The organism is Nonomuraea sp. NPDC005501, from assembly GCF_040605905.1.
In the GTDB taxonomy this organism is placed as follows: Bacteria; Actinomycetota; Actinomycetes; order Streptosporangiales; family Streptosporangiaceae; genus Nonomuraea.
Window position 1 is genome coordinate 1 of the sequence record NZ_JBEXDT010000039.1, and the last position, 18,951, is coordinate 18,951.

At 74.8% G+C, this 18,951-nt stretch carries 14 protein-coding genes; 7 read left to right on the forward strand and 7 right to left on the reverse strand.

Translation table 11 applies throughout. From position 1 onward, the window contains the following. From ABZS51_RS20095 to ABZS51_RS20105, 3 genes are all read right to left on the reverse strand, one after another. Window positions 1–507 (reverse strand): wax ester/triacylglycerol synthase domain-containing protein (locus ABZS51_RS20095; protein ID WP_355442938.1); only part of this gene is annotated, 507 nt, incomplete at its 3' end. Between the two features lie 142 nt (window positions 508–649). Continuing rightward, a complete protein-coding gene (locus ABZS51_RS20100; RefSeq protein WP_355442941.1) occupies window positions 650–1,684 on the reverse strand; it encodes a sulfite oxidase in 1,035 nt (344 codons plus the stop codon). Window positions 1,685–1,806: 122 nt separating this feature from the next. Next, window positions 1,807–2,391 (reverse strand): helix-turn-helix domain-containing protein, encoded by a 585-nt coding sequence (locus tag ABZS51_RS20105; RefSeq protein WP_355442943.1) that lies wholly within the window; start codon window positions 2,389–2,391, stop codon window positions 1,807–1,809. Between the two features lie 87 nt (window positions 2,392–2,478). Here ABZS51_RS20105 and ABZS51_RS20110 point away from each other — a divergent pair, with 87 nt between their 5' ends. Further along, entirely contained in the window at window positions 2,479–3,357 is an 879-nt protein-coding gene (locus ABZS51_RS20110) for an NmrA/HSCARG family protein (protein ID WP_355442946.1), read from the forward strand. A gap of 96 nt (window positions 3,358–3,453) precedes the next feature. On the opposite strand, the gene ABZS51_RS20115 is transcribed toward ABZS51_RS20110, so the two are convergent. From ABZS51_RS20115 to ABZS51_RS20130, 4 genes are all read right to left on the reverse strand, one after another. Beyond that, window positions 3,454–5,076, reverse strand: a complete 1,623-nt coding sequence (locus ABZS51_RS20115) for an FAD-dependent monooxygenase (RefSeq protein WP_355442948.1) — start codon at window positions 5,074–5,076, stop codon at window positions 3,454–3,456. Between the two features lie 6 nt (window positions 5,077–5,082). Further along, entirely contained in the window at window positions 5,083–6,045 is a 963-nt protein-coding gene (locus ABZS51_RS20120; RefSeq protein ID WP_355442951.1) for an MBL fold metallo-hydrolase, read from the reverse strand. A gap of 73 nt (window positions 6,046–6,118) precedes the next feature. Further along, the gene (polX, locus tag ABZS51_RS20125) at window positions 6,119–7,801 is read right to left on the reverse strand and encodes a DNA polymerase/3'-5' exonuclease PolX (RefSeq protein WP_355442954.1); all 1,683 of its coding nucleotides are present in this window, start codon (window positions 7,799–7,801) and stop codon (window positions 6,119–6,121) included. A gap of 81 nt (window positions 7,802–7,882) precedes the next feature. Then, window positions 7,883–8,851 (reverse strand): aldo/keto reductase, encoded by a 969-nt coding sequence (locus ABZS51_RS20130; RefSeq protein ID WP_355442957.1) that lies wholly within the window; start codon window positions 8,849–8,851, stop codon window positions 7,883–7,885. A gap of 109 nt (window positions 8,852–8,960) precedes the next feature. Between ABZS51_RS20130 and ABZS51_RS20135 the strand changes: the two genes are divergently transcribed. The 6 genes from ABZS51_RS20135 to ABZS51_RS20160 all read left to right on the forward strand — a co-directional run bounded on the left by ABZS51_RS20135 (window position 8,961) and on the right by ABZS51_RS20160 (window position 18,901). Next, on the forward strand, window positions 8,961–10,322 hold the full coding sequence (locus ABZS51_RS20135) for a histidine kinase (protein ID WP_355442960.1): 1,362 nt from the start codon (window positions 8,961–8,963) through the stop codon (window positions 10,320–10,322). A gap of 117 nt (window positions 10,323–10,439) precedes the next feature. Next, entirely contained in the window at window positions 10,440–13,040 is a 2,601-nt protein-coding gene (gene lanKC / locus ABZS51_RS20140; RefSeq protein ID WP_355442963.1) for a class III lanthionine synthetase LanKC, read from the forward strand. Window positions 13,041–13,043: 3 nt separating this feature from the next. Next, window positions 13,044–13,175 carry a SapB/AmfS family lanthipeptide gene (locus tag ABZS51_RS20145; protein WP_355442966.1) on the forward strand — a complete coding sequence of 44 codons (132 nt, stop codon included), beginning with the start codon at window positions 13,044–13,046 and terminating at the stop codon, window positions 13,173–13,175. A 220-nt stretch (window positions 13,176–13,395) separates the two neighbouring features. Next, window positions 13,396–15,204, forward strand: coding sequence for an ABC transporter ATP-binding protein (locus ABZS51_RS20150; RefSeq protein WP_355442969.1), 1,809 nt, complete (start codon window positions 13,396–13,398; stop codon window positions 15,202–15,204). Next, window positions 15,201–16,919 (forward strand): ABC transporter ATP-binding protein, encoded by a 1,719-nt coding sequence (locus ABZS51_RS20155; RefSeq protein ID WP_355442972.1) that lies wholly within the window; start codon window positions 15,201–15,203, stop codon window positions 16,917–16,919. The genes ABZS51_RS20150 and ABZS51_RS20155 overlap by 4 nt, the downstream gene beginning before the upstream one ends. Beyond that, on the forward strand, window positions 16,916–18,901 hold the full coding sequence (locus ABZS51_RS20160) for a prolyl oligopeptidase family serine peptidase (RefSeq protein WP_355442975.1): 1,986 nt from the start codon (window positions 16,916–16,918) through the stop codon (window positions 18,899–18,901). The genes ABZS51_RS20155 and ABZS51_RS20160 overlap by 4 nt, the downstream gene beginning before the upstream one ends. The last annotated feature ends 50 nt before the right edge of the window (window positions 18,902–18,951 follow it).

An 18,951-nucleotide genomic window follows, 5' to 3' on the forward strand; every position in this document is an offset into this window, starting at 1 on the left:
GCCGGAAGGCGGGGCGGCGGGGCGGCGGCGGTCGCCCGGGGCGAGGTCGAGGAGGGCGGCGAGCGTCTCCGCGCCCGAGACGCCGTCGATGGCCGCGTGGTGCACCTTCGTGTACACCGCGACCAGCCCACCCGCCAGCCCGTGGATGAGATGCATCTCCCACAGCGGGTGCGCCCGGTCGAGCCGCCGGGCGTGGATGCGCGCCACCTCGTCGGCGAGCTGCCGCTGGTCGCCCGGATCCGGCAGCGCGGTCTCGAACAGGTGGTTGCCGAGGTCGAACCCGGGATCCGCCGCCCAGTACGGATGGTCGAGGCCGAACGGCACCGGCGCGATCCGGAGGCTGAGGGCGGGGGACAGGTGGACGCGTTCGAGGAGCAGCTCGGCCAGGGCGTCGCGGTTGACCGCGCCGTCCGCCGGATCGAGGATGGCCAGCCCCGCCACGTGCGCGGCGGTGGTCGCGGACTCGACATTGAGGAACTGGGCGTCGAGTGCGGTCAACTGGCGCATCTTGGCTCCTTATGGTCTCGTGTGGTAAGCGTCACACGGACCGATTTCGGATGGGTTTCCGCGCGAGTCTTTCAGATGAATTCACCGTACCCAGGCAGACCATTCGGGAATGCGCAGCTCAGCATGGATCGGTGACATTTTCCTATCCGCTGACAACATGAATCGGGTGTTGCACGACGGCGTCGAAGTGATAGCCGAAGGGGTGACGCGGAGTGACCAGCGGCTGTGTCGCGCCGGTCTCGTCGGTGGCGCGCGCCATGAGGACGTGCCGCCCGGGGGTACGGGGCGCCCACTGGACGTGCCACGGCAGCCAGGCGCTGACCAGGCGGCGGCCGTGATGCTGGGCCGGACTCCAGCTGGCGCCCCCGTCGAGGCTCACCTCCACGCGGGTGATCCGGCCGCGCCCCGACCATGACCGGCCGTGCAGGGTGTGGGGGACGCCGAGGGGGAGCACGGCGTCCCAGGGGAGTTCGAAAGCGCTCTTGACCGGCTGCGTGGTGATATCGCGGTAGAACAGGGTGTTCCAGGGGGTGAGGATCTCCTCGGTGGCGACCTCCAGATCGCCGAGCCATTTGATGGACGCAATTCCCGCCCATCCCGGGACCACCAGCCGCGCCGGAAATCCGTGATCGGGCGGAAGCGGTTCGCCGTTCATTTCGTAGGCGACTATCACGTCGTCCATGGCCTTGCCGGCGGGCAGCGGCCTGCGTACCCGGCCGTGGTCCTCGAACGGCGCGTCCAGCCCCCGCGCCACCACGTCCACGGCCTCGGGCCGCAGGCCGGCCTCCCGCAGGAGGTACGACAGGGGCACGCCGCGCCAGCGCGCCACCCCGATCGCGCCGAGCCCCCACTGCGCCCCGGGGGCCGGCTCGCGCTGCTGGGTGTCATAGAGGCTGCGGCCGTTCCCGGCGCACTCGATCGCGGTGTCGATGGTCCGCGAGGGCATGGCGAGCAGTTGCGGATAGGTGTACGAGCCGGGACATCGCACGCCGGGGCCGTGCAGGCGCAGCCGCCACGTGGAGGCGTCGATCAGCGGGGTGACGGTGTGGTTGCGCACGAAGAACCGGTCGGTCGGCGTGTGGTAGCCCGCACCGGCCATGGCTTCCCAGCGCATCTCCGCGTTGCCGTCGTGCAGCCGGAACAGGTGGTCCGGCAAGGGCTTGACGATCGTTGTCACGGCCTGCTTCACGGGGCCACCACCTCCGTTAATCTTTATTTCCTACTGGAAAACCATGTAATCATATCGACCGGTTCCGATCCACTGGCCGCCCCGTAACGGCTCGGCCGTGGCGAGGGCCGTCAGCAGGCCCTCGTCGGCGGGTCCTCCGTCAGGGATATACCCGTCATGGCGAGGGACAGCAGGCGCCGCGCCAGCTCCGGCCGCCCCGGCGACTGCTCGCCCGCCCACGCCATGCCGGCCGCGATCGCCAGCAGCTCCTCCGTGGTGACGTCGTGCCGTACGCCGCCCCGCGCCTGGGCGCGTTCCAGCAGCTGGGAGCCGGCCGCGCGCATCGCCGCGCACGAGGCGTGCAGCTCCGACTCCTCGTCGCGCAACGCCGCCATGACCGACTCCGGCAGGCCCCGGTACGTCGCCGATCCGGCCGCCACCTCAGCGAGCCAGGTGGCCAGGGCCTCGCGCGGCGACGGCTCGGCGAGCAGGTCGGCGGCCCGCCGGGCCAGACCGTCGAAGCGGTCGCGCATGAGCGCCTGGAGCAGCGCCTCGCGCGTCGGGAAGTGCCGGTAGAGGGTGCCGATCCCCACGCCGGCGCGCCGGGCGATGTCGCGCAGCGACGCCTCCGTGCCGTGCTCGGCGAAGGCCGCGCGGGCGGCGGTCAGGAGCTGGTCGTGGTTGTGGCGGGCGTCCGCGCGAAGCGCCTCGGGCACGGCGGGGGTCTCCTTCGGTGTTGACAGCCGGAGCAGTGCTCCGTATGTTCCGGAGCATCGCTCCGCATAATCTACCAAGGAGACACCATGACCGGACGGACCGTGCTCGTCACCGGCGCGACGGGCCAGCAGGGCGGCGCCACCGCACGTGCCCTGCTGGCGAAGGGCTGGCACGTCAGAGCGCTGGTACGCGACCCGGGCGCCCCGGCGGCCCGGCTGCTGGCGAAGGCCGGCGCCGAGCTCGTGCCCGGCGACATGGGCGACCGCGGGTCGCTGGCGGAGGCGGTCCGCGGCGCCTACGGGGTGTTCAGCGTGCAACCGGCCGCCGGCCCGCCGCACGGCGTCGCCGAGGAGGTACGGCTCGGCGTCAACGTGGCCGACGCCGCGCACGAGGCCGGTGTGCGGCACCTCGTCTACACCTCCGTCGGCAGCGCCGACCGGGACACCGGCATCGCCACCTGGAACACCAAGTGGGAGATCGAGCGGCACATCAGGGCACTCGGCCTGCCGGCCACGATCCTGCGCCCCGTCATGTTCATGGAGAACCACACCCGGCCGGGCTTCGGCGTGACCGGTGAGACCGCGCTCATGCGGATCATCCCGCCCAAGGCGAGGGTCCAGCTCATCGCCGTCGCCGACATCGGCGCGTTCGCCGCGCTGGCCTTCACCGACCCGGACCGCTACCTGGGTGAGGCGCTGGAGCTGGCCGGCGACGAGCTGACCCGCGACGACCTGGCGGCCGCCATCACCCGCGCCACCGGCCATCCCGTCAACACCGACCCCATCCCCGAGGAACGGCGCGCGGCACTCGGGCTCGGGGCGTCCCACCTGGAGACGGAGTCGTTCGGGGGCTGGGCCGCGGACATCCCGGCGCTGCGGGCCCTGCACCCGGGGCTGATGAGCTTCGAGACGTGGCTGGACCGCGAGGGCAAGGCGCTGTTCGCCGCCCTGCTCGCCGGCTCCTGACCCTCGTACGGCCCGGACCGGGCTTCCCGCCGGGAGCAGGCGGGACGGCGGCGGCCGAGGGCGGCGACGGGTGCCGGGCCGTGCCCCCTCGATGGGCTACGACGGGTGGCCGAGGGCGCGGCGGGCGGCGCGGGTCAGGGCGGGCACGGTCGGGCCGGTGAGGACGGCGGCGATGTGGGCGTCCGGACGGATGAGCCACGCCTCGCCCGGCCTCGCCCCCAGCGCCTCACGCACGTCGCCGCCCGGGTCGATCTCGTCCAGGGCCAGCACCGTGACCGGCGCCCGGACCGCGCGGGCCACCGCCGTGCCGAGCGCCTCGCGGTCGAGCCCCTCGGCGAGCAGCACGAGCAACCCGTCACGGCACACCTGCCGCAACCTGGTCACCTCCGGCCGTCCCTGGACGGACACGGGCGCGTCGGGCACGATCACGCCGGGGACCGGCGAGGGGGACTCGCCCCTCGCCGGCCGTCCGGTGAACGTCCGCCCGGGAGCGGGCGTCGTCAGCGGCGAGTCGAGATACCAGAACGGCTCCGCGAACCGTCCCGAGTCCACCGCCGAGACCCTCTCCTGGGAGCGGGCCGAGGCGGCACGGTCGAGGATCTCGCGGCGGCGTGCCCACCCGGCCTCGGTGCGCGGCGCCAGGAAGCGCATCGTCGCCGCCGTCACCTCCAGGTTCTCCAGCGCCGCCGCTCGCCGCTCCGTCTCGTACGTCCCCAGCAGCTCCTCCGGCGCCCACCCGTACCGTACGAAGGCGATCTTCCACGCGGCGTTCTCCGCGTCCGGCACCCCGGAGTTCAGCCCGCGGGCGCCGAACGGCGCCACCAGGTGAGCGCAGTCGCCCGCCAGCAGCACCCGCCCCGCCCGCATCCGGTCCGTCACCCGCGAGTGGAACCGGTACACGGTCCGCCACACCAGCTCGTACGGCCGCTCGCCCACGACCTGCCTGATCCGCCGGTCCAGCCCGCCCGACGCCTCCTCGGCCGCGAGGTCGAATTCCGGCGGCACCTGCCAGTCGATGCGGTACGTCGATCCCGGACACGGATGGACGAGGACCTGGCGGCCGGGGTTCCAGGCGGGGTCGAAGTGGAAGCGGCGCTCCCGCTCCCAGCCGGGCAGCTCGGCGCGGACGTCGCAGATGAGGAACCGCTCGTCGAACGTCTCCCCGTCGAACGACACCCCCAGCGCGGCCCGTACGAGCCCGCCGTGGGCTCCGGCGCAGGCGACCGCGTGCGAGCCCCGCACCTCGGCGCCGTTCGCGCACCGCACGGTCACCCCGTCCGCATCGGGCGGGAAGGCGACCACCTCGTGCCCCCACCGCACGTCGATCAGCGGCGTGGCGGCGATCCGCTCGTCCAGCAGCTCCTCGGTGCGGGCCTGGGAGATGTTCACGAACGGCGGCAGCGGCGAGCGGCCCGGGTCGAAGCTCCAGGCGAACAGCTCCCGGCCCTGGTAGTAGGTGCGCGCGGTGGTCCAGGTCAGCCCCTCGGCGGTGATGGCGCCGCAGCCGGCCGCCTCCCACACGTCGAGCACGTCCCGCTGCTGGCAGATCGACCTCGACCCGGCGGGGTCGCGGCCGGGACGCCGGTCCAGGACGACGACGGGCAGCCCCCAGCGGGCCAGCAGCAGCGCCGCCGTCTGCCCCACCGGCCCCGCCCCGATCACGACCACGGGAAGCGGCCCGGCCGGCGGCGGGGGGCCGGGGAACGGGTCCGGCGGCATCGTCGCTCAGCCCTGGAGGAGGGCCCAGACCTCGCGGTCGCGGGCCGCCGTCCAGACGCGTGGGCGTTCGACGCCGGACAGCTCGTCCCACAGCCGCGACACGTCGAACGGCAGGCAGTGCTCGAAGATCGGCCACCCGCCGAACCGGGGCGCGAGCCGCTCGCGCACCGCCTCGAACGCCTGCCTGAGCGTCCCGCCCGCGTCGCGCACGGCGCCCACCTCGCGGATCATGACTTCCAGGAACATCCGGGTCTGCGCGATGGCCGCGTCCACCGCCTCCCGGCCCCAGGCGACCGCGCCGCGCCCGCCGACCAGTGTCTCGGCGCCCAGCCCGGCGATCCGGTCGAGCGTGCCGGTGGCCCAGTCGCGGTGGAAGGCGTCGCCGGTGTAGAGGGCGGCCTGGGCCTCCACCAGGTCGCCGGCGAACAGGATGCGCCGCCGGGGCAGCCAGGCCACCAGATCGCCCTCGGTGTGGCCGCGCCCGCAGTGCCACAGCACCAGGTCGCCCCGCCCGCCGCCGAGGTCGATCGTGAGCCGGTCGGAGAACGTCAGCGTCGGCCACGTCAGCCCGGGGATGCTGTCAGGCTCCTTGAACAGGCGCGGCATCCGCCCGAGCTCCGACTCCCAGTCCTCCTTGCCGCGCTCGGCGACCAGCTCCCGCGTCTTGTCGTGCGCCACGACGACGTCGGCGCCGAACGCGCTCGCGCCCAGCACCCGCACGGCGTGGTAGTGCGACAGCACGAGGTAGCGCACCGGCTTGTCGGTGTGCTCGCGCAGCCGGGTCAGCCACTCACGCGCCGCCACGGGCGTCGCCAGCGCCTCGAAGCAGACGAGGAAGTCCTCGCCCTCGATCGCGCCGGCGTTGGGGTCGCCCTCGGCGGTGAACGCGTACACGCCGTCCGCCAGCACGTCCAGGGTCTGCCGCTGGTCGGCCAGGTCGGCCGACGAGGCGAACGCCTTCGCCGTCATGAGCCCCCCACACGCCGCGAGGACAGGGTCCTTCCCACCTTACGCCGGGAGCCCCGGGAAACCCGGTAAGGCGTCAGGGCCGCAGGAAGGCCCGGAGCCGCTCCAGTGGCCAGGTGTTGATGACGTCGTCGGTGGTGAGCCAGGCCCGCTGCGCGATGCCGACGCCGAACCGCTGGTGGGCCAGGTGCGGGATGGCGTGGGAGTCGCTGTCGATGGAGAACTTCACCCCGTGGTGCTTGGCCAGCCGTACCAGGTCGGACGGGAGGTCGGAGCGGTCGGGGTAGGAGTCGATCTCCATGGCCGTGCCCGTGCGGGCGGCGGCGCGGAAGATCGCGTCCCAGTCGGCGTCGACCGGGTCACGCTTGCCGATCTTGCGGGTGGTGGGGTGGCCGATGATGTCGACGTACGGGTTCTCGCAGGCGGCGATGAAGCGGCGGGTCATCTCGTCGCGCGGCATGCCGAAATGGGAGTGCACGGAGGCCACGCACACGTCGAACTCCCGCAGCACCTCGGCGGGCCAGTCGACCGAGCCGTCGGGCGCGATGTTGAGCTCGCTGCCGTGCAGCAGCCGCATGCCCGGGTGCCGCTCCTGCAGCTTGGCCAGCCGCTCGCGCTGCTCCAGCGCCTTGTCGAGCGTCATGCGCTGCATGGCCAGGTCGGGCGCGTGGTCGGTGACCGCGTAGTAGGAGTAGCCGCGCGCCTCGGCGGCGGCCACCATGTCCTCCAGCGGGGCGATGCCGTCGGTCAGGTCGGTGTGGGTGTGCAGGTCGCCGCGCAGGTCGGCCAGCCGCACCAGCTCGGGCAGCTCGCCGCGCAGCGCCGCCCGCACCTCGCCGCCGTCCTCACGCATGGGCGGCGGGACGTACTGCATGCCGAGCGCGGCGTAGATGTCCTCCTCCGACTCGGCGGCGATCACCCGCTCGCCCTCGAACAGGCCGTACTCCGACAGCTTCCAGCCCTTCTTGACCGCCATCTCGCGGATCGCGACGTTGTGCTCCTTGGAGCCGGTGAAGTACTGCAGGGCGGCGCCCCACGAGGCCGCGGGCACCACCCGCAGGTCGACCTGCACGCCGGAGGTGGTGCGGATCGACGTCTTCTTGTCGCCGGCCGCGATCACCTCCGCGACGTACGGCTGCGCCCGGAACTCCTCCATGATCGATTCGGGTGCCACGGCGAGGATGTCGATGTCGCCGATCGTGTCCTTCATGCGGCGCAGCGATCCGGCGTAGGCGACGCGCTCGGCGGTCAGGGACGCCATCACCTGCTCGGCCAGCGACATGGCGACGCCGATGTGGACCCGGCGGCCCGCCTGCTCGATCTGCTCGACGCCCTTGGCGAGGTTGGCCAGCGTCTTGGCGCCGAGGCCCTTGACGCCGTCGAGCCGGCCCGCCGCGATCGCCTCGCCCAGCGCGGCGGGGGAGTCGATGCCGAAGTCCTCGAACAGCATGATCGCGGTCTTCGGCCCGAGCGACGGCACCCGCGTCAGCCGCCGGACCCCTTCGGGCACCCGCCCGCGCAGGTCGTCGAGCTGCCGGAAGCTCCCGCGCAGCAGGAACTCCTCCATCTTCTTCGCGATCGCCTCGCCGACGCCGGGGACGCCGCGCACGTCGGTCGCCGAGATGTCCTCGGGGAAGCCGGCGATGGCCTTGGCGGCCTTCTGGTAGCTGCGCACCCGGAAGGCGTCACCGCCGGTCAGCGCGAACAGCTCGGCGTACTCCTGCAGCGCCGCCGCCGCTTCCTCGTTAGCACGTGCCATGGCCAAAGCTTAGAAGCCGCCACCGACACTTCCGGCCCCGCCCGGCCGCTCCCGGCCGCCGCCGGGAGCGGGTGACGACCGTCAGAAGCGGACCACGCGCGGCCGGTACGGCTCGGTGAGGAAGGCGAGCTCCTCCTCCGTCAGCCGGACGTCCACCGCGGCGACCGCGTCGTCCACGTGCCGCTCCTTGGTGGCGCCCACGATCGGGGCCGTCACCGCCGGCTGCTGGAGCACCCAGGCGAGCGCGACCTGCGCGGGAGGCAGGTCCCGCTCCTTGGCGATCCGCGCCACCCGGTCGATGACGATCTGGTCGTCGTCCGGCTCGTACAGGGAGCCGATGCGCGGGTCGGAGCCCGCCCGCGCGGTCGCGGCGTCCTGGCCGGCGCGGGCGAGCACGCCGCGCGCCAGCGGGCTCCACGGGATGACGCCCACACCCTGGTCGGCGCAGAGCGGCAGCATCTCGCGCTCCTCCTCGCGGTAGAGGAGGTTGTAGTGCGGCTGCATCGACACGAACCGGGTCCACCCGTTGACCTCGGCGACGTGCTGCGCCTTGGCGAACTGCCACGCCCACATCGTGGAGGCGCCGATGTAGCGGGCCTTGCCGGCCTTGACCACGTCGTGCAGCGCCTCCATCGTCTCCTCGATGGGCGTCTCGTCGTCCCAGCGGTGGATCTGGTAGAGGTCCACGTGATCGGTGCCGAGCCGCCGCAGGGAGTCGTCGATCGAGGCGTGGATGTGCTTGCGCGACAGGCCGCGGTCGTTGTGCCCCTCGCCCATGGGGAAGTAGACCTTGGTCGCCAGCACGTAGTCCTCCCGCCGGGGGAAGATCTTGCGCAGCAGGTTGCCGGTGACGACCTCGCTCTCGCCGGCGCTGTAGACGTCCGCCGTGTCGAAGAACGTCACACCGGCGTCGGCCGCGCGCCGCACCAGCGGCTCCGCCTGCTCCTCGGTGAGGGTCCACTCCATCTTGGCGGGGTCGCCGTAGCTCATCATGCCCAGGCAGATACGGGAGACTTTCAGGCCAGTGGTGCCGAGTCGCGTGTATTCCATGGGGTCAACCCTATGACTGGCATGTTTGCCCCGGCTTACGGACTGAAGGTGTCCGAACCAGGCCATCCGCTTTACAGGCGTCGGCCGATCGGGTCGATTAGAGGGAGGCGTGGACCGGGCGGCAGGCGGGGGGCGGGTGTACTGCACGGGGAACGGGTTCGCGGCCCGCTTGCGCTCGGTGGTCGTCACCCCCATGTCCCCGTTGTGGCTGGGCCGGGTCGCCGTGACGGCCGGACTGGCGGCTCTCACGGTCCCCGTCCAGGCCGCTCTGACGGTCCCCGTCGGGTCCGCTCCGGCGGTGCCCGTCGGGGCGGTGGTGCTGATGGCGCTGCTGGCCGTGCACGCGCGGTTCGTCCTGGGGGTGCTGGCGCGCCGGGAGGGCGGGTGGTGGCTGGTCGGCGCGCAGGCGTGGCTGACGTACCTGCCGATGCCGTGGTTCGGGGCGGCGTGGACGCCGGTGTGCGGGCTGCTGTCGGGCGCGCTGCTCGTGACCGCGTACCGCGTCCGGTCGGCGGTGCTGGTGGCCCTCGCCGCGGCCTGCGGCCCGGTGCTGCTGTGGGCGCCGCCGGGCGCGCTGGCCCACACGGGCTGGGCGGTGGGCGCGCCGGCGCTGGGCCTGGCGGAGTACGCCGTGGTGACGCTCGCGGGGCGGGCGCACTGGCTGGCGGCCGCCCGTAACGACGTCATCGGCCGGGCCGTCGCCCTGGAGCGCCGGCGCTTCACCCGCGACCTGCACGACCTGGTGGGGCACCGGCTGACCGCCCTGGTGCTGAAGGCGCAGCTCGTCGAGCGGCTGGTCCGCGAGGGCGACTCCAAGGCGGAGGTCGAGGTGGGGGAGACCCTGGTGCTGCTGCGCGCCCTCGCCTCCGACGTGCGCTCCGTCGCCCACGGCGGGGACCACGCGTCGCTGGAGAGCGAGGTGGCGTCGGCGCGCGCCCTGCTGGAGTCGGTGGGGGTGCGCTGCGACGTACGGGTGTCGTGCCGTGACCTGCCGGGGGAGGTGGCCGAGGCGCTGGTCCACGTCCTGCGTGAGGGCGTGACGAACATCCTGCGGCACGCCGCCGCGCGGAGGTGCGTGATCCGGCTGGACGAGCAGGACCGGCTGATAACCCTGTCGATCAGGAACGACGGCGCCCGCCCGGTGCGGCGTCACGGGAGCGGGCACCACCTCGGGCCGCACGGGGGCGGTCCTCACGGTGAAGGTCCTCACACCGGCGGGTCTCACAGCGGCGGTCCTCACACCGGCGGGTCTCACAGCGGCGGTCCTCACACCGGCGGGTCTCACAACGGTGGGTCTCACAACGGTGGGTCTCACAACGGTGGGTCTCACAGCGGCGGGCACGGGCTCGGGAACATGACGGAGCGGCTCGCGGGGCTCGGCGGCTGGCTGGAGACGGACGCTCGCGGGGGCGAATTCGCCTTCTCGGCCTTCATTCCCCGGGCCAATGGTGACCGTATAACCGGCCAATGATGAAAAACACACAAATGCAATTATATTTGTACCAATTTAGCGGTGCCCTGTGTTACTAGCCGCAAACCCACCCGGAACGTCAGTCTTACTCCAGACCGCACCGGGAGGGAGCGCCGGATGGACCAGTACGAGCTGTACTGCCTGGCGGACAGCCGCTTCTACGACACCCTCGGCCACACCGACGCCGAGGAGGCCGGCTTCTCCCTGCTGCGCAGGCCGCTCCCCGAGGGCTGGGTCCACACGGTCACCGGAACCTGGTGCTACTACGCCGCCACCGGTCAGCCCCCGCTGCCCCGGCAGGGCTGGAAGATCCACGTCTCCGCCCGCCTCGACGACGCCGAGCGCGCCATCGCCGCCGTATGGGATTACTGCGTTCCCCGCGGAATGGCGTTCAAATTCCTGCGCGGCCCGGCCGTGCACGTGATGGTCAATTCCAAGGCCGCCTCCCGCGCCTCCAGCGGGAAACTCGTGACCATCTACCCGCGCGACGAGGCGCAACTCGAACTCGCCCTCAAGGAGCTGCACGAACTGCTGCGCGGCGTCCAGGGCCCGTACGTCCTCAGCGACCTCAGGTACGGCGAGGGCCCGCTCTACGTGCGCCACGGCGGGTTCGCCGAGCGGCACTGCCTGTCCGGCGCCGGCGAGCGGGTGCCGGCGGTCGAGGACGGCGACGGCCGGCTCGTGCCGGACGTGCGCGGGGCCACGTTCACCGTGCCGCCGTGGGCGACCCTGCCCGCCTTCCTGGAGCCCCACCTGGCCGCCCGCAACGCGGTCACCACGACCGGCCTGCCGTACGAGATCGAGCAGGTCCTGCACTTCTCCAACGGCGGCGGCGTCTACCTGGCGCGCCACCGCCCCACCGGCGAGCGGCTGGTGCTGAAGGAGGCGCGCCCGCACGCCGGCCTCGACGCCGCCGGGCGCGACGCCGTCACCAGGCTCGCGCACGAGCGCGACATGCTCGAACGGCTGTCCGGCCTCGACGCGGCGCCCGCGCTGCGCGACCACTTCACGCTCGGCGAGCACCACTTCATCGCGATGGAGTTCGTCGACGGCACGCCGCTCCAGCGCCGCCTCGTCCACCGCTACCCGCTCACCCGCGCCACCTGCCGGGCCGAGGACCTCGCCGAGTACACCCGCTGGGCGCTCGCCACGCTGGACCGGGTCGAGGCCGCCATCGAGGCGCTGCACGCCCGCGGCGTCGTCTTCGGAGACCTGCACCCGGACAACGTGCTGCTCACGGAGGACGGGCGCGTGGTGCTGATCGACTACGAGGTCGCCACGCTCGCCGACGACGGCGCGCGGGCCGCGCTGGCCCACCCCGCGTTCGCCGCGCCGCCGGACCGGCAGGGCGTGGACGTCGACAGGTACGCGATGGCGTGCCTCAGGTTCGCCCTGTTCGCCCCGCAGTGCACCATCATGCTGCCGCTGCACCGGCCGAAGATCCTCCAGGTCGCGGAGATGGTCGCGGAGAGCTTCCCGGGAACGGCGGACATGGTCCGCGCCGCCGCGGCCACCATCCTCGGCGACACCCTGCCCGTCCCCCGCGACGCCGCGCCCGCCGGTCCGGGGCCGGACCGCACGCCCATGCCGGGACGCGCGCCCTGGCCCGAGCTGCGCGACGCGATGTGCCGGGCCATCACCGCCTCCGCCACCCCGGAGAGGGACGACCGGCTGTTCCCCGGCGACGTGGCCCAGTTCCGCCCCGGCGGCGGCCTCAACCTCGCCCACGGCGCCGCCGGCGTCCTGTACGCGCTCGCGGCGACCGGCGCCGGCCGGTACCCCGCCTACGAGGAGTGGCTGCGCGAGCGCGCGCTGCGGCCCGCCCAGGGGTCGGGGCTCGGCCTGTACGACGGCCTGCACGGCATCGCGTACGCCCTCGACCGGCTCGGCCGCCGCCAGGACGCCCTCGACCTGGCCGACGTCTGCTTACGCGAGAAGTGGGACGACCTCGAATCCGCCCTCTCCTCCGGCCTTTCCGGTATCGGGCTGAACCTCCTCCACCTCGGACGCCGCCATGACGAGCCCGAACTCACCCGGGCCGCCCTGCGCGCCGTCGACATCTGCGCCGACCGGCTCGGCGGCCCCGGCGACGTCCCCGAGACCAGCGGCGGCGACCACCCGAGAGCCGGCCTCATGCACGGCTCCAGCGGCCCCGCCCTGCTGTTCCTGCACGCCTACGAGCACACCGGCGACACGGCGCTGCTCGACCTGGCCGACACCGCGCTCCGGCAGGACCTCCGCCGCTGCGCCACCTCCCAGGACGGCTCGCTCCAGGTGAACCAGGGCTGGCGGCTCCTGCCGTACCTCGACGAGGGATCGGCCGGCATCGCCCTCGTACTCGCCCGCCACCTCGGCCACCGCGACGACCCCGGCCTCGCCGACGCGCTGTCCCGCCTGCGGGCCGCCGGCCGCGCCGGCTACTACGTCCAGCCGGGGCTGTTCACCGGCCGGGCCGGGATCATCGCCGCGCTCCCGGACCGCGACCCGTTCGCCGGCCGGCTGGTCGAGGGGCTGCGGTGGCACGCGCTGCCGTTCGCCGGCGGCCTCGCCTTCCCCGGCGACCGGCTGCTGCGGCTCTCGATGGACTTCGCGACGGGCACCGCCGGTGTCCTGTTCGCGCTCGGTTCGGTGCTGGGCGAGCAGCCCGTGCACCTGCCCTTCCTGGAGCCGGCCCCGCAGGGGCGGCCCCGTCACCCCGACCCCTGGAAGGAGGTGTAAACCATGGTTCTCCTCGACCTGCAGGGCCTCGAGTCCCCGGCGAGCAGCGACGTCGCCAGCGGCGGCTCCACGCTCACCGTGCTGGGCTGCCACTCCCACGCGCCCAGCAACCTGAGTGTCGCGGTCTGCCACTGACCCGCGGCATCGGAGATCCCCGCGCCGCCGTCTCGTCGGCGCGGGGATCGGCCCATGTACGACCAGTGAGGCCGCATGGCCAGTGAGCCTGCATGGCCAGTGAGACTGCGTGGCCAGTGAGCCTGCATGGCCAGTGAGACTGCGTGGCCAGTGAGACTGCGTGGCCAGTGAGACTGCGTGGCCAGTGAGACTGCGTGACGTATGAGACGCGGAGGTAGGGGTGCGGGCCGGAGACCGGCTGGTGATGGACGCGGTACGGCGCGGCGGGCCCTGGCCCGTGGTGCTGGCCGTCACGGCCGTCGCCGGAGCGGCCGGCGAGCTGGCCCTGCCGTACGCGGCGGGCAGGACCGTCGACGCCTTCACCGCCTCCCTCACCGACGGCGGCCGGCAGCCGTTCACCTCGGGCGCCGGCGGCTGGCTCGTCGCCTGCGCCGCGCTCGTCGCCTGCGTCATGCTCTGCGAGAGCATCGGCGTGTGGGCCCGCGGCGCGAGCGGCGCCCGCGCCGCGGCCGGGCTCCGCCTCCGGATCCTGCGCCACGTGCTGGGCGCCGGGCCCGTCGCGACCCGCCGCTTCCCGGAAGGGGAGCTGGTCACCCGCGCCGGACTCAACGCCGAGGAGGCGGGCCGCGCCCCCGAGACGATCACCGGCGCGCTCGCGCTGCTCGTGCCGACGGCGGGCGCCCTCGTGGCGCTCACGCTCATCCATCCCGTCCTGACCGCCGCCCTGGCCGCCGGGATCGTCCTCGTCCTGCTGGTGTTACGCGCGTTCCTCCGTACGACCACGGCTCTCGCGGGCGGCTACCAGGAGGCGCAGGGCGAGATCGCCGCCCGGCTCGTCGGCGCGCTGGACGGCGCCCGCACCATCGCGGCGGCCGGCACCGCCGACCGTGAGGCCGCCCGTGTCCTCGCCCCGCTGGAGGCGCTGCGCCGGCACGGCCTGGCCCTGTGGCGCGCCAACGCCTCGGCCGGGGTGCGCGCCGGACTCGTCGTGCCGCTGGCCGAGGTGGCGGTGCTGGCGGCGGGTGGCCTGCTGCTCGCATCGGGAGAGCTGACCGTGGGCGAGCTGTACGCGGCGGCGAGGTACGCGGTGCTGGGCTCGGCGCTGAGCACGGGGCTGGGGCTGATCGGCGCCCTGGCCAGGGCCCGATCGGCGGGCGCCCGCCTGGCCGCCCTGCTCACCGTCCCCCGCCCCGCCCACGGCACCCGCGCGCTTCCCGCCACCGGCCATGGACCCCGCACCCGCCCGCTTCCCGCCGACGGCCTCGGACCCCGCACCCGCGCTCGCCCGCTTCCCGCCGACGGCGTCGGCGCCCCGGAGGGCACGCTGGAGTTCCGTGGCGTGGCCGCGGACGGGCTGACCGTGGGCGACCTCGTCGTGCCCGGCGGCTCCGTGACGGCCGTCGTGGGCCGCTCGGGATCGGGCAAGTCGCTCCTCGCCGCCCTCGCGGCCCGCCTGACCGACCCGGACCGCGGGACGATCCTGCTGGACGGCGTGCCGCTGCCCGAGCTGACCCGCGACGAGCTGCGGCGCGCGATCGGCTGCGCCTTCGACCGCCCCGTCCTGGTCGGCGACACGATGGGGGACGCGATCGCCCTCGGCCTCCCCGCCGCCTCCCGGGAACGCCCCGCGTCGGGCGCCGTCGTCGCGGCGGCCGTGGCGGCCAGGGCCGACGGCTTCGTCAGGCGGCTGCCCCAGGGGTACGCCACCCCGCTCCCCGAGGCGCCCCTGTCCGGCGGCGAGCGGCAGCGGATCGGCCTGGCCCGCGCCTTCGCCCAGGCCGGCCGCGTGCTCGTCCTGGACGACGCCACCAGCAGCCTCGACACCGTCACCGAGCGCCAGGTCGGCCGGGCCCTCACCGGCGACCCCGCCGGCCGTACCCGGCTCGTCGCCGCCCACCGGCTCTCCACCGCCGCCGGCGCCGACCAGGTCGTCTGGCTGGAGGGCGGCGCCGTGCGCGCCGTGGGGACCCACGCCGGCCTCTGGCAGGACCCCGCCTACCGCGCAGTCTTCCGGGAGGCCGCCCCATGACCCCGCGCACGGCCGGCCGCGAGGGGACGGCGGGGTGGCTGCTCCGGCGGGCGCTGCGGCGGGAGCCGTACCAGCTGGCGCGCATCGGCGGCTGGTCGGTGCTGGAGGCCGCGCCCGCGTTCCTCATCGGGCACGCCGTCGCCCGCGCCATCGAGGACGGCTTCGCGGCGGGCCGCCCCGGCACCGGTTTCCTGTGGCTCGCCGCGCTCGGGGTGGCGTGGCTGGTCGCCGCCGTGGCCGCGCGCCAGATCGTGCTGGCCGTCGCCGCCGTCGCCGAGCCGTTCCGCGACGACCTGCTGGCCCGCGTCGTCCACGGCGCGGTACGGCGGGCCGCCGCCACCGCGGGCGCGCGCCGGGACAGCGCCGCGGTCACCCGGGCCGGACTCCAGGTGGAGCTGGCCAGGGACGCGTTCGCCGCGGTGGTGACGACCGTGCGGGGGTTCGCGTTCACTGTGCTCAGCGTCGTGCTCGGGCTGCTCACGCTGGCGCCGGGCGCGGCGGCGCTGGTGCTGCCGCCGTTCGGGGCGGGGCTGGGGCTGTTCCTGGTGTCGTTGCCGGCGCTGGCCCGCAGGCAGCGGGCGTTCCTGGTCGCCGACGAGCGGCTGGCCGAGGCGATGACGGCGACGATGGGCGGGCTGCGCGACATCACCGCCTGCGGAGCGGAGGAGCGGGAGGGCGACCGGCTGGCGGTGCGCGTCGCGGAGCAGGCCGGTGCCGCCCGCGCCCTGGCCCGCGTCACCGCCGTCCGCACGGCCGCGCTGGCGGTCGGCGGCTGGCTGCCCGTCCTGCTGGTCCTCGCCGGCACGCCCTGGCTGCTGCGCGACGGGGCCGGCGCGGGCGTCGTCGTGGGGGCGCTGGCGTACGTGACCCAGTCGCTCGCGCCCGCCCTCGGCGGGCTGGTGCAGGGCCTCGGCGTGAGCGGCGTGCGGCTGGCGGCGACGCTGGAGCGCATCGCCGGCGCCGCCCCGGCCGAGCGGCCCGCCGCCCCGCTCCTGCGGCCCGCGGGTGCCGAGGTCCGGCTGCGCGGCGTCACCTTCGCGTACGGCCCGCACTCGGCGCCCGTCGTGGCCGGCCTCGACCTGCGCGTGCCGGAGGGGGAGCACCTGGCGGTCGTCGGGCCCAGCGGGGCGGGCAAGTCCACGCTGGCGGCCCTGATCAGCGGCCTGCTGCGGCCGGACGCGGGGGAGGCCCTGGTCGGCGGGGTGCCGGCCACCTCCTTGGACCCGTCCGCCCGGGTCCTGATCCCCCAGGAGGCGTACATCTTCCGCGGCACCCTGCGCGAGAACCTCACGTACCTCCGTCCCGGCGCCGCAGCGGGCGGGCTGGACGAGGCCGTGGCGGCGCTCGGGGCGGAGGACCTCGTCCGGGCGGCCGGCGGGTACGACGCGCCGCTCGACCCCGCGGCCCTGTCCGCCGGCGGGCGCCAGCTCGTCGCCCTGGTACGCGCCTATCTGTCGCCCGCCCGCCTCGTCGTCCTGGACGAGGCCACGGCGCACCTGGACCCCGCCGCCGAGGCGCGGGTGGAGCGGGCGTTCGCCCGGCGCGGCGGCACGCTCGTCGTCGTCGCGCACCGCATCACCTCCGCGCGGCGCGCCGGCCGCGTCCTGCTCATGGACGGGCCGGACGTGCGCTCCGGCTCCCACGACGAGCTCGTCCGCACCGCCCCCCTGTACGCCGACCTGGTCGGCCACTGGCAACCGGAGCCCGTGTCATGAAATACCCGCAAGCACGGCGTCTGTCCCTCGTCGACCACCTCCACGGCCACCCCGTCCCCGACCCGTACCGCTGGCTGGAGGACCCCGCCGCCCCCGAGACCCGCGCGTGGCAGCAGGCCCAGGACCGGCTGTGGCGCGAGCACGCCGCCACGCTGCCGCTGCGCGACCGGTTCGAGGCGCGCCTGGTGGAGCTGAGCGCCGTCGGCATGGTGACGCCGCCGCTGTGGCGCGGCGAGCGCCGCTTCCACCTGTCGCAGTCCGCCGGCCAGGAGCACCCGGTGCTCCACCTCGACGACAGGCCGGTGCTCGACCCCGCCCGCCTGGACCCCTCCGGGCTCACCACGCTCGACGGCTGGCAGCCGGACCACGACGGCCGCCTGGTGGCGTACCAGCTCTCGCGGCGCGGCGACGAGCGCGCGGAGCTGTACGTCCTCGACCTGGCCACCGGCGAGCCGGTGGACGGGCCGATCGGCGGCTGCCGCTACTCGCCCGTCGCCTGGCTCCCCGGCGGCGCCGGCTTCTACTACGTCCGCTTCCGGCAGGGCGTCTACCTGCACCGCCTCGGCGACCCGGCCGACGTGGAGGTGTTCAGCCGCGGCCCCGTCGCGTACGGCCTGCAGACCAGCGGCGATGGCCGGTGGCTGACGATCACCGCGGGCACCCGGGCCGGCAACGGCGCCTGGCTGGCCGACCTGTCCGCCGGCGACCCGGCGCGGCTCGGCCCGCGCGCCGTCCACGTGGAAGGCCGAGAACGGGACGCCCGCACGGAGGCGGCCGTCGGCCCCGACGGCCGCCTGTACGTCCTCACCGACCAGGACGCCCCGCGCCGCAGGCTGTGCGTCGCCGGCACGGAGGAGCCGTCCGCCTGGAAGGAGCTCGTCCCGGAGGACGGCGGGGCGGTCCTCGGCGCGTTCACCGTCCTGGACGGCGGCCGGCTGCTCGTCGCGCGCACCCGCCACGCCGTCGGCGAGATCGGCGTCCACGACGCCGCCACGGGGGAGTGGCTGGCGGAGGTGCCCCTGCCGGGCAGCGGCACGGTCACGGCGTTGACGTCCCGGCCGGACGGCGGGCACGAGGCGTGGTTCGGCTACACCGACGCCGTCACGCCCGGCGAGGTCTGGCGCTACGACGCCCGCGTCGGCGCGGTGGCCCGCTGGGCGACCGCGCCGGGGCACGTGCCGTTCACGGAGGTGGAGAGCCACCACGTCGAGTACGCCTCCGCCGACGGCACGCGCGTGCGCATGGTCGTCTCCGCCCTGCCCGGACGTGCCGGGCCACGGCCGGCGATCCTGACGGGGTACGGGGGGTTCGGCGTGCCGCTGACGCCCGCGTACGCCGCCGACTCGCGCGCCTGGGTGGAGGCGGGCGGGGTCCTCGCCGTCGCGCACCTGCGCGGCGGCGGCGAGGAGGGGGAGTCCTGGCACCGCGACGGGATGCTCGACCGCAAGCCGAACGTCTTCGCCGACTTCGAGGCCGCCGCCGGCAAGCTCGTCGCCGACGGCTGGACGGAGCCGGGCCGCCTGGCGGCCTGGGGCGAGTCGAACGGCGGCCTGCTCGTCGGCGCGGTCCTGACGCGCCGCCCCGATCTGTTCGCCGCCGTGGTGTGCTCGGCTGGCCTGCTCGACATGGTCCGCTACGAACGCTCCGGCCTGGGGCCCTCCTGGGCGCCGGAGTACGGCTCGGCCGCCGACCCGGAGCAGCTCGCCTGGCTGCTCGGCTACTCGCCCTACCACCACGTACGCGAAGGGACGGCGTACCCCGCGACGCTGTTCACCGTCTCGGGCGGCGACTCGCGGGTGGACCCGATGCACGCCCGCAAGATGTGCGCCGCGCTGCAGGGGGCGACCTCGGCGGAGGGGCCGGTGCTGCTGCGCCACGAGCCGGACGTCGGCCACGGCGCCCGCGCGGTGAGCCGCTCCATCACCCTGGCCGCGGACGTCCTCGCCTTCGCCGCCGCCCACACCGGCCTGACGGGACCCTGATCCCCGGCCGCCGGGGGAGCGGACCGCCGGGAGGCGAGAGCCGCTCGCGG

Coding starts and splice junctions, on each gene's coding strand:
- ABZS51_RS20110 (WP_355442946.1), top strand. CDS start 2,479: ATGACCGGACGGACCGTGCTCGTCACCGGCGCGACGGGCCAGCAGGGC.
- ABZS51_RS20115 (WP_355442948.1), bottom strand. CDS start 5,076: ATGCCGCCGGACCCGTTCCCCGGCCCCCCGCCGCCGGCCGGGCCGCTT.
- ABZS51_RS20120 (WP_355442951.1), bottom strand. CDS start 6,045: ATGACGGCGAAGGCGTTCGCCTCGTCGGCCGACCTGGCCGACCAGCGG.
- polX (WP_355442954.1), bottom strand. CDS start 7,801: ATGGCACGTGCTAACGAGGAAGCGGCGGCGGCGCTGCAGGAGTACGCC.
- ABZS51_RS20130 (WP_355442957.1), bottom strand. CDS start 8,851: ATGGAATACACGCGACTCGGCACCACTGGCCTGAAAGTCTCCCGTATC.
- lanKC (WP_355442963.1), top strand. CDS start 10,440: ATGGACCAGTACGAGCTGTACTGCCTGGCGGACAGCCGCTTCTACGAC.
- ABZS51_RS20145 (WP_355442966.1), top strand. CDS start 13,044: ATGGTTCTCCTCGACCTGCAGGGCCTCGAGTCCCCGGCGAGCAGCGAC.
- ABZS51_RS20155 (WP_355442972.1), top strand. CDS start 15,201: ATGACCCCGCGCACGGCCGGCCGCGAGGGGACGGCGGGGTGGCTGCTC.
- ABZS51_RS20160 (WP_355442975.1), top strand. CDS start 16,916: ATGAAATACCCGCAAGCACGGCGTCTGTCCCTCGTCGACCACCTCCAC.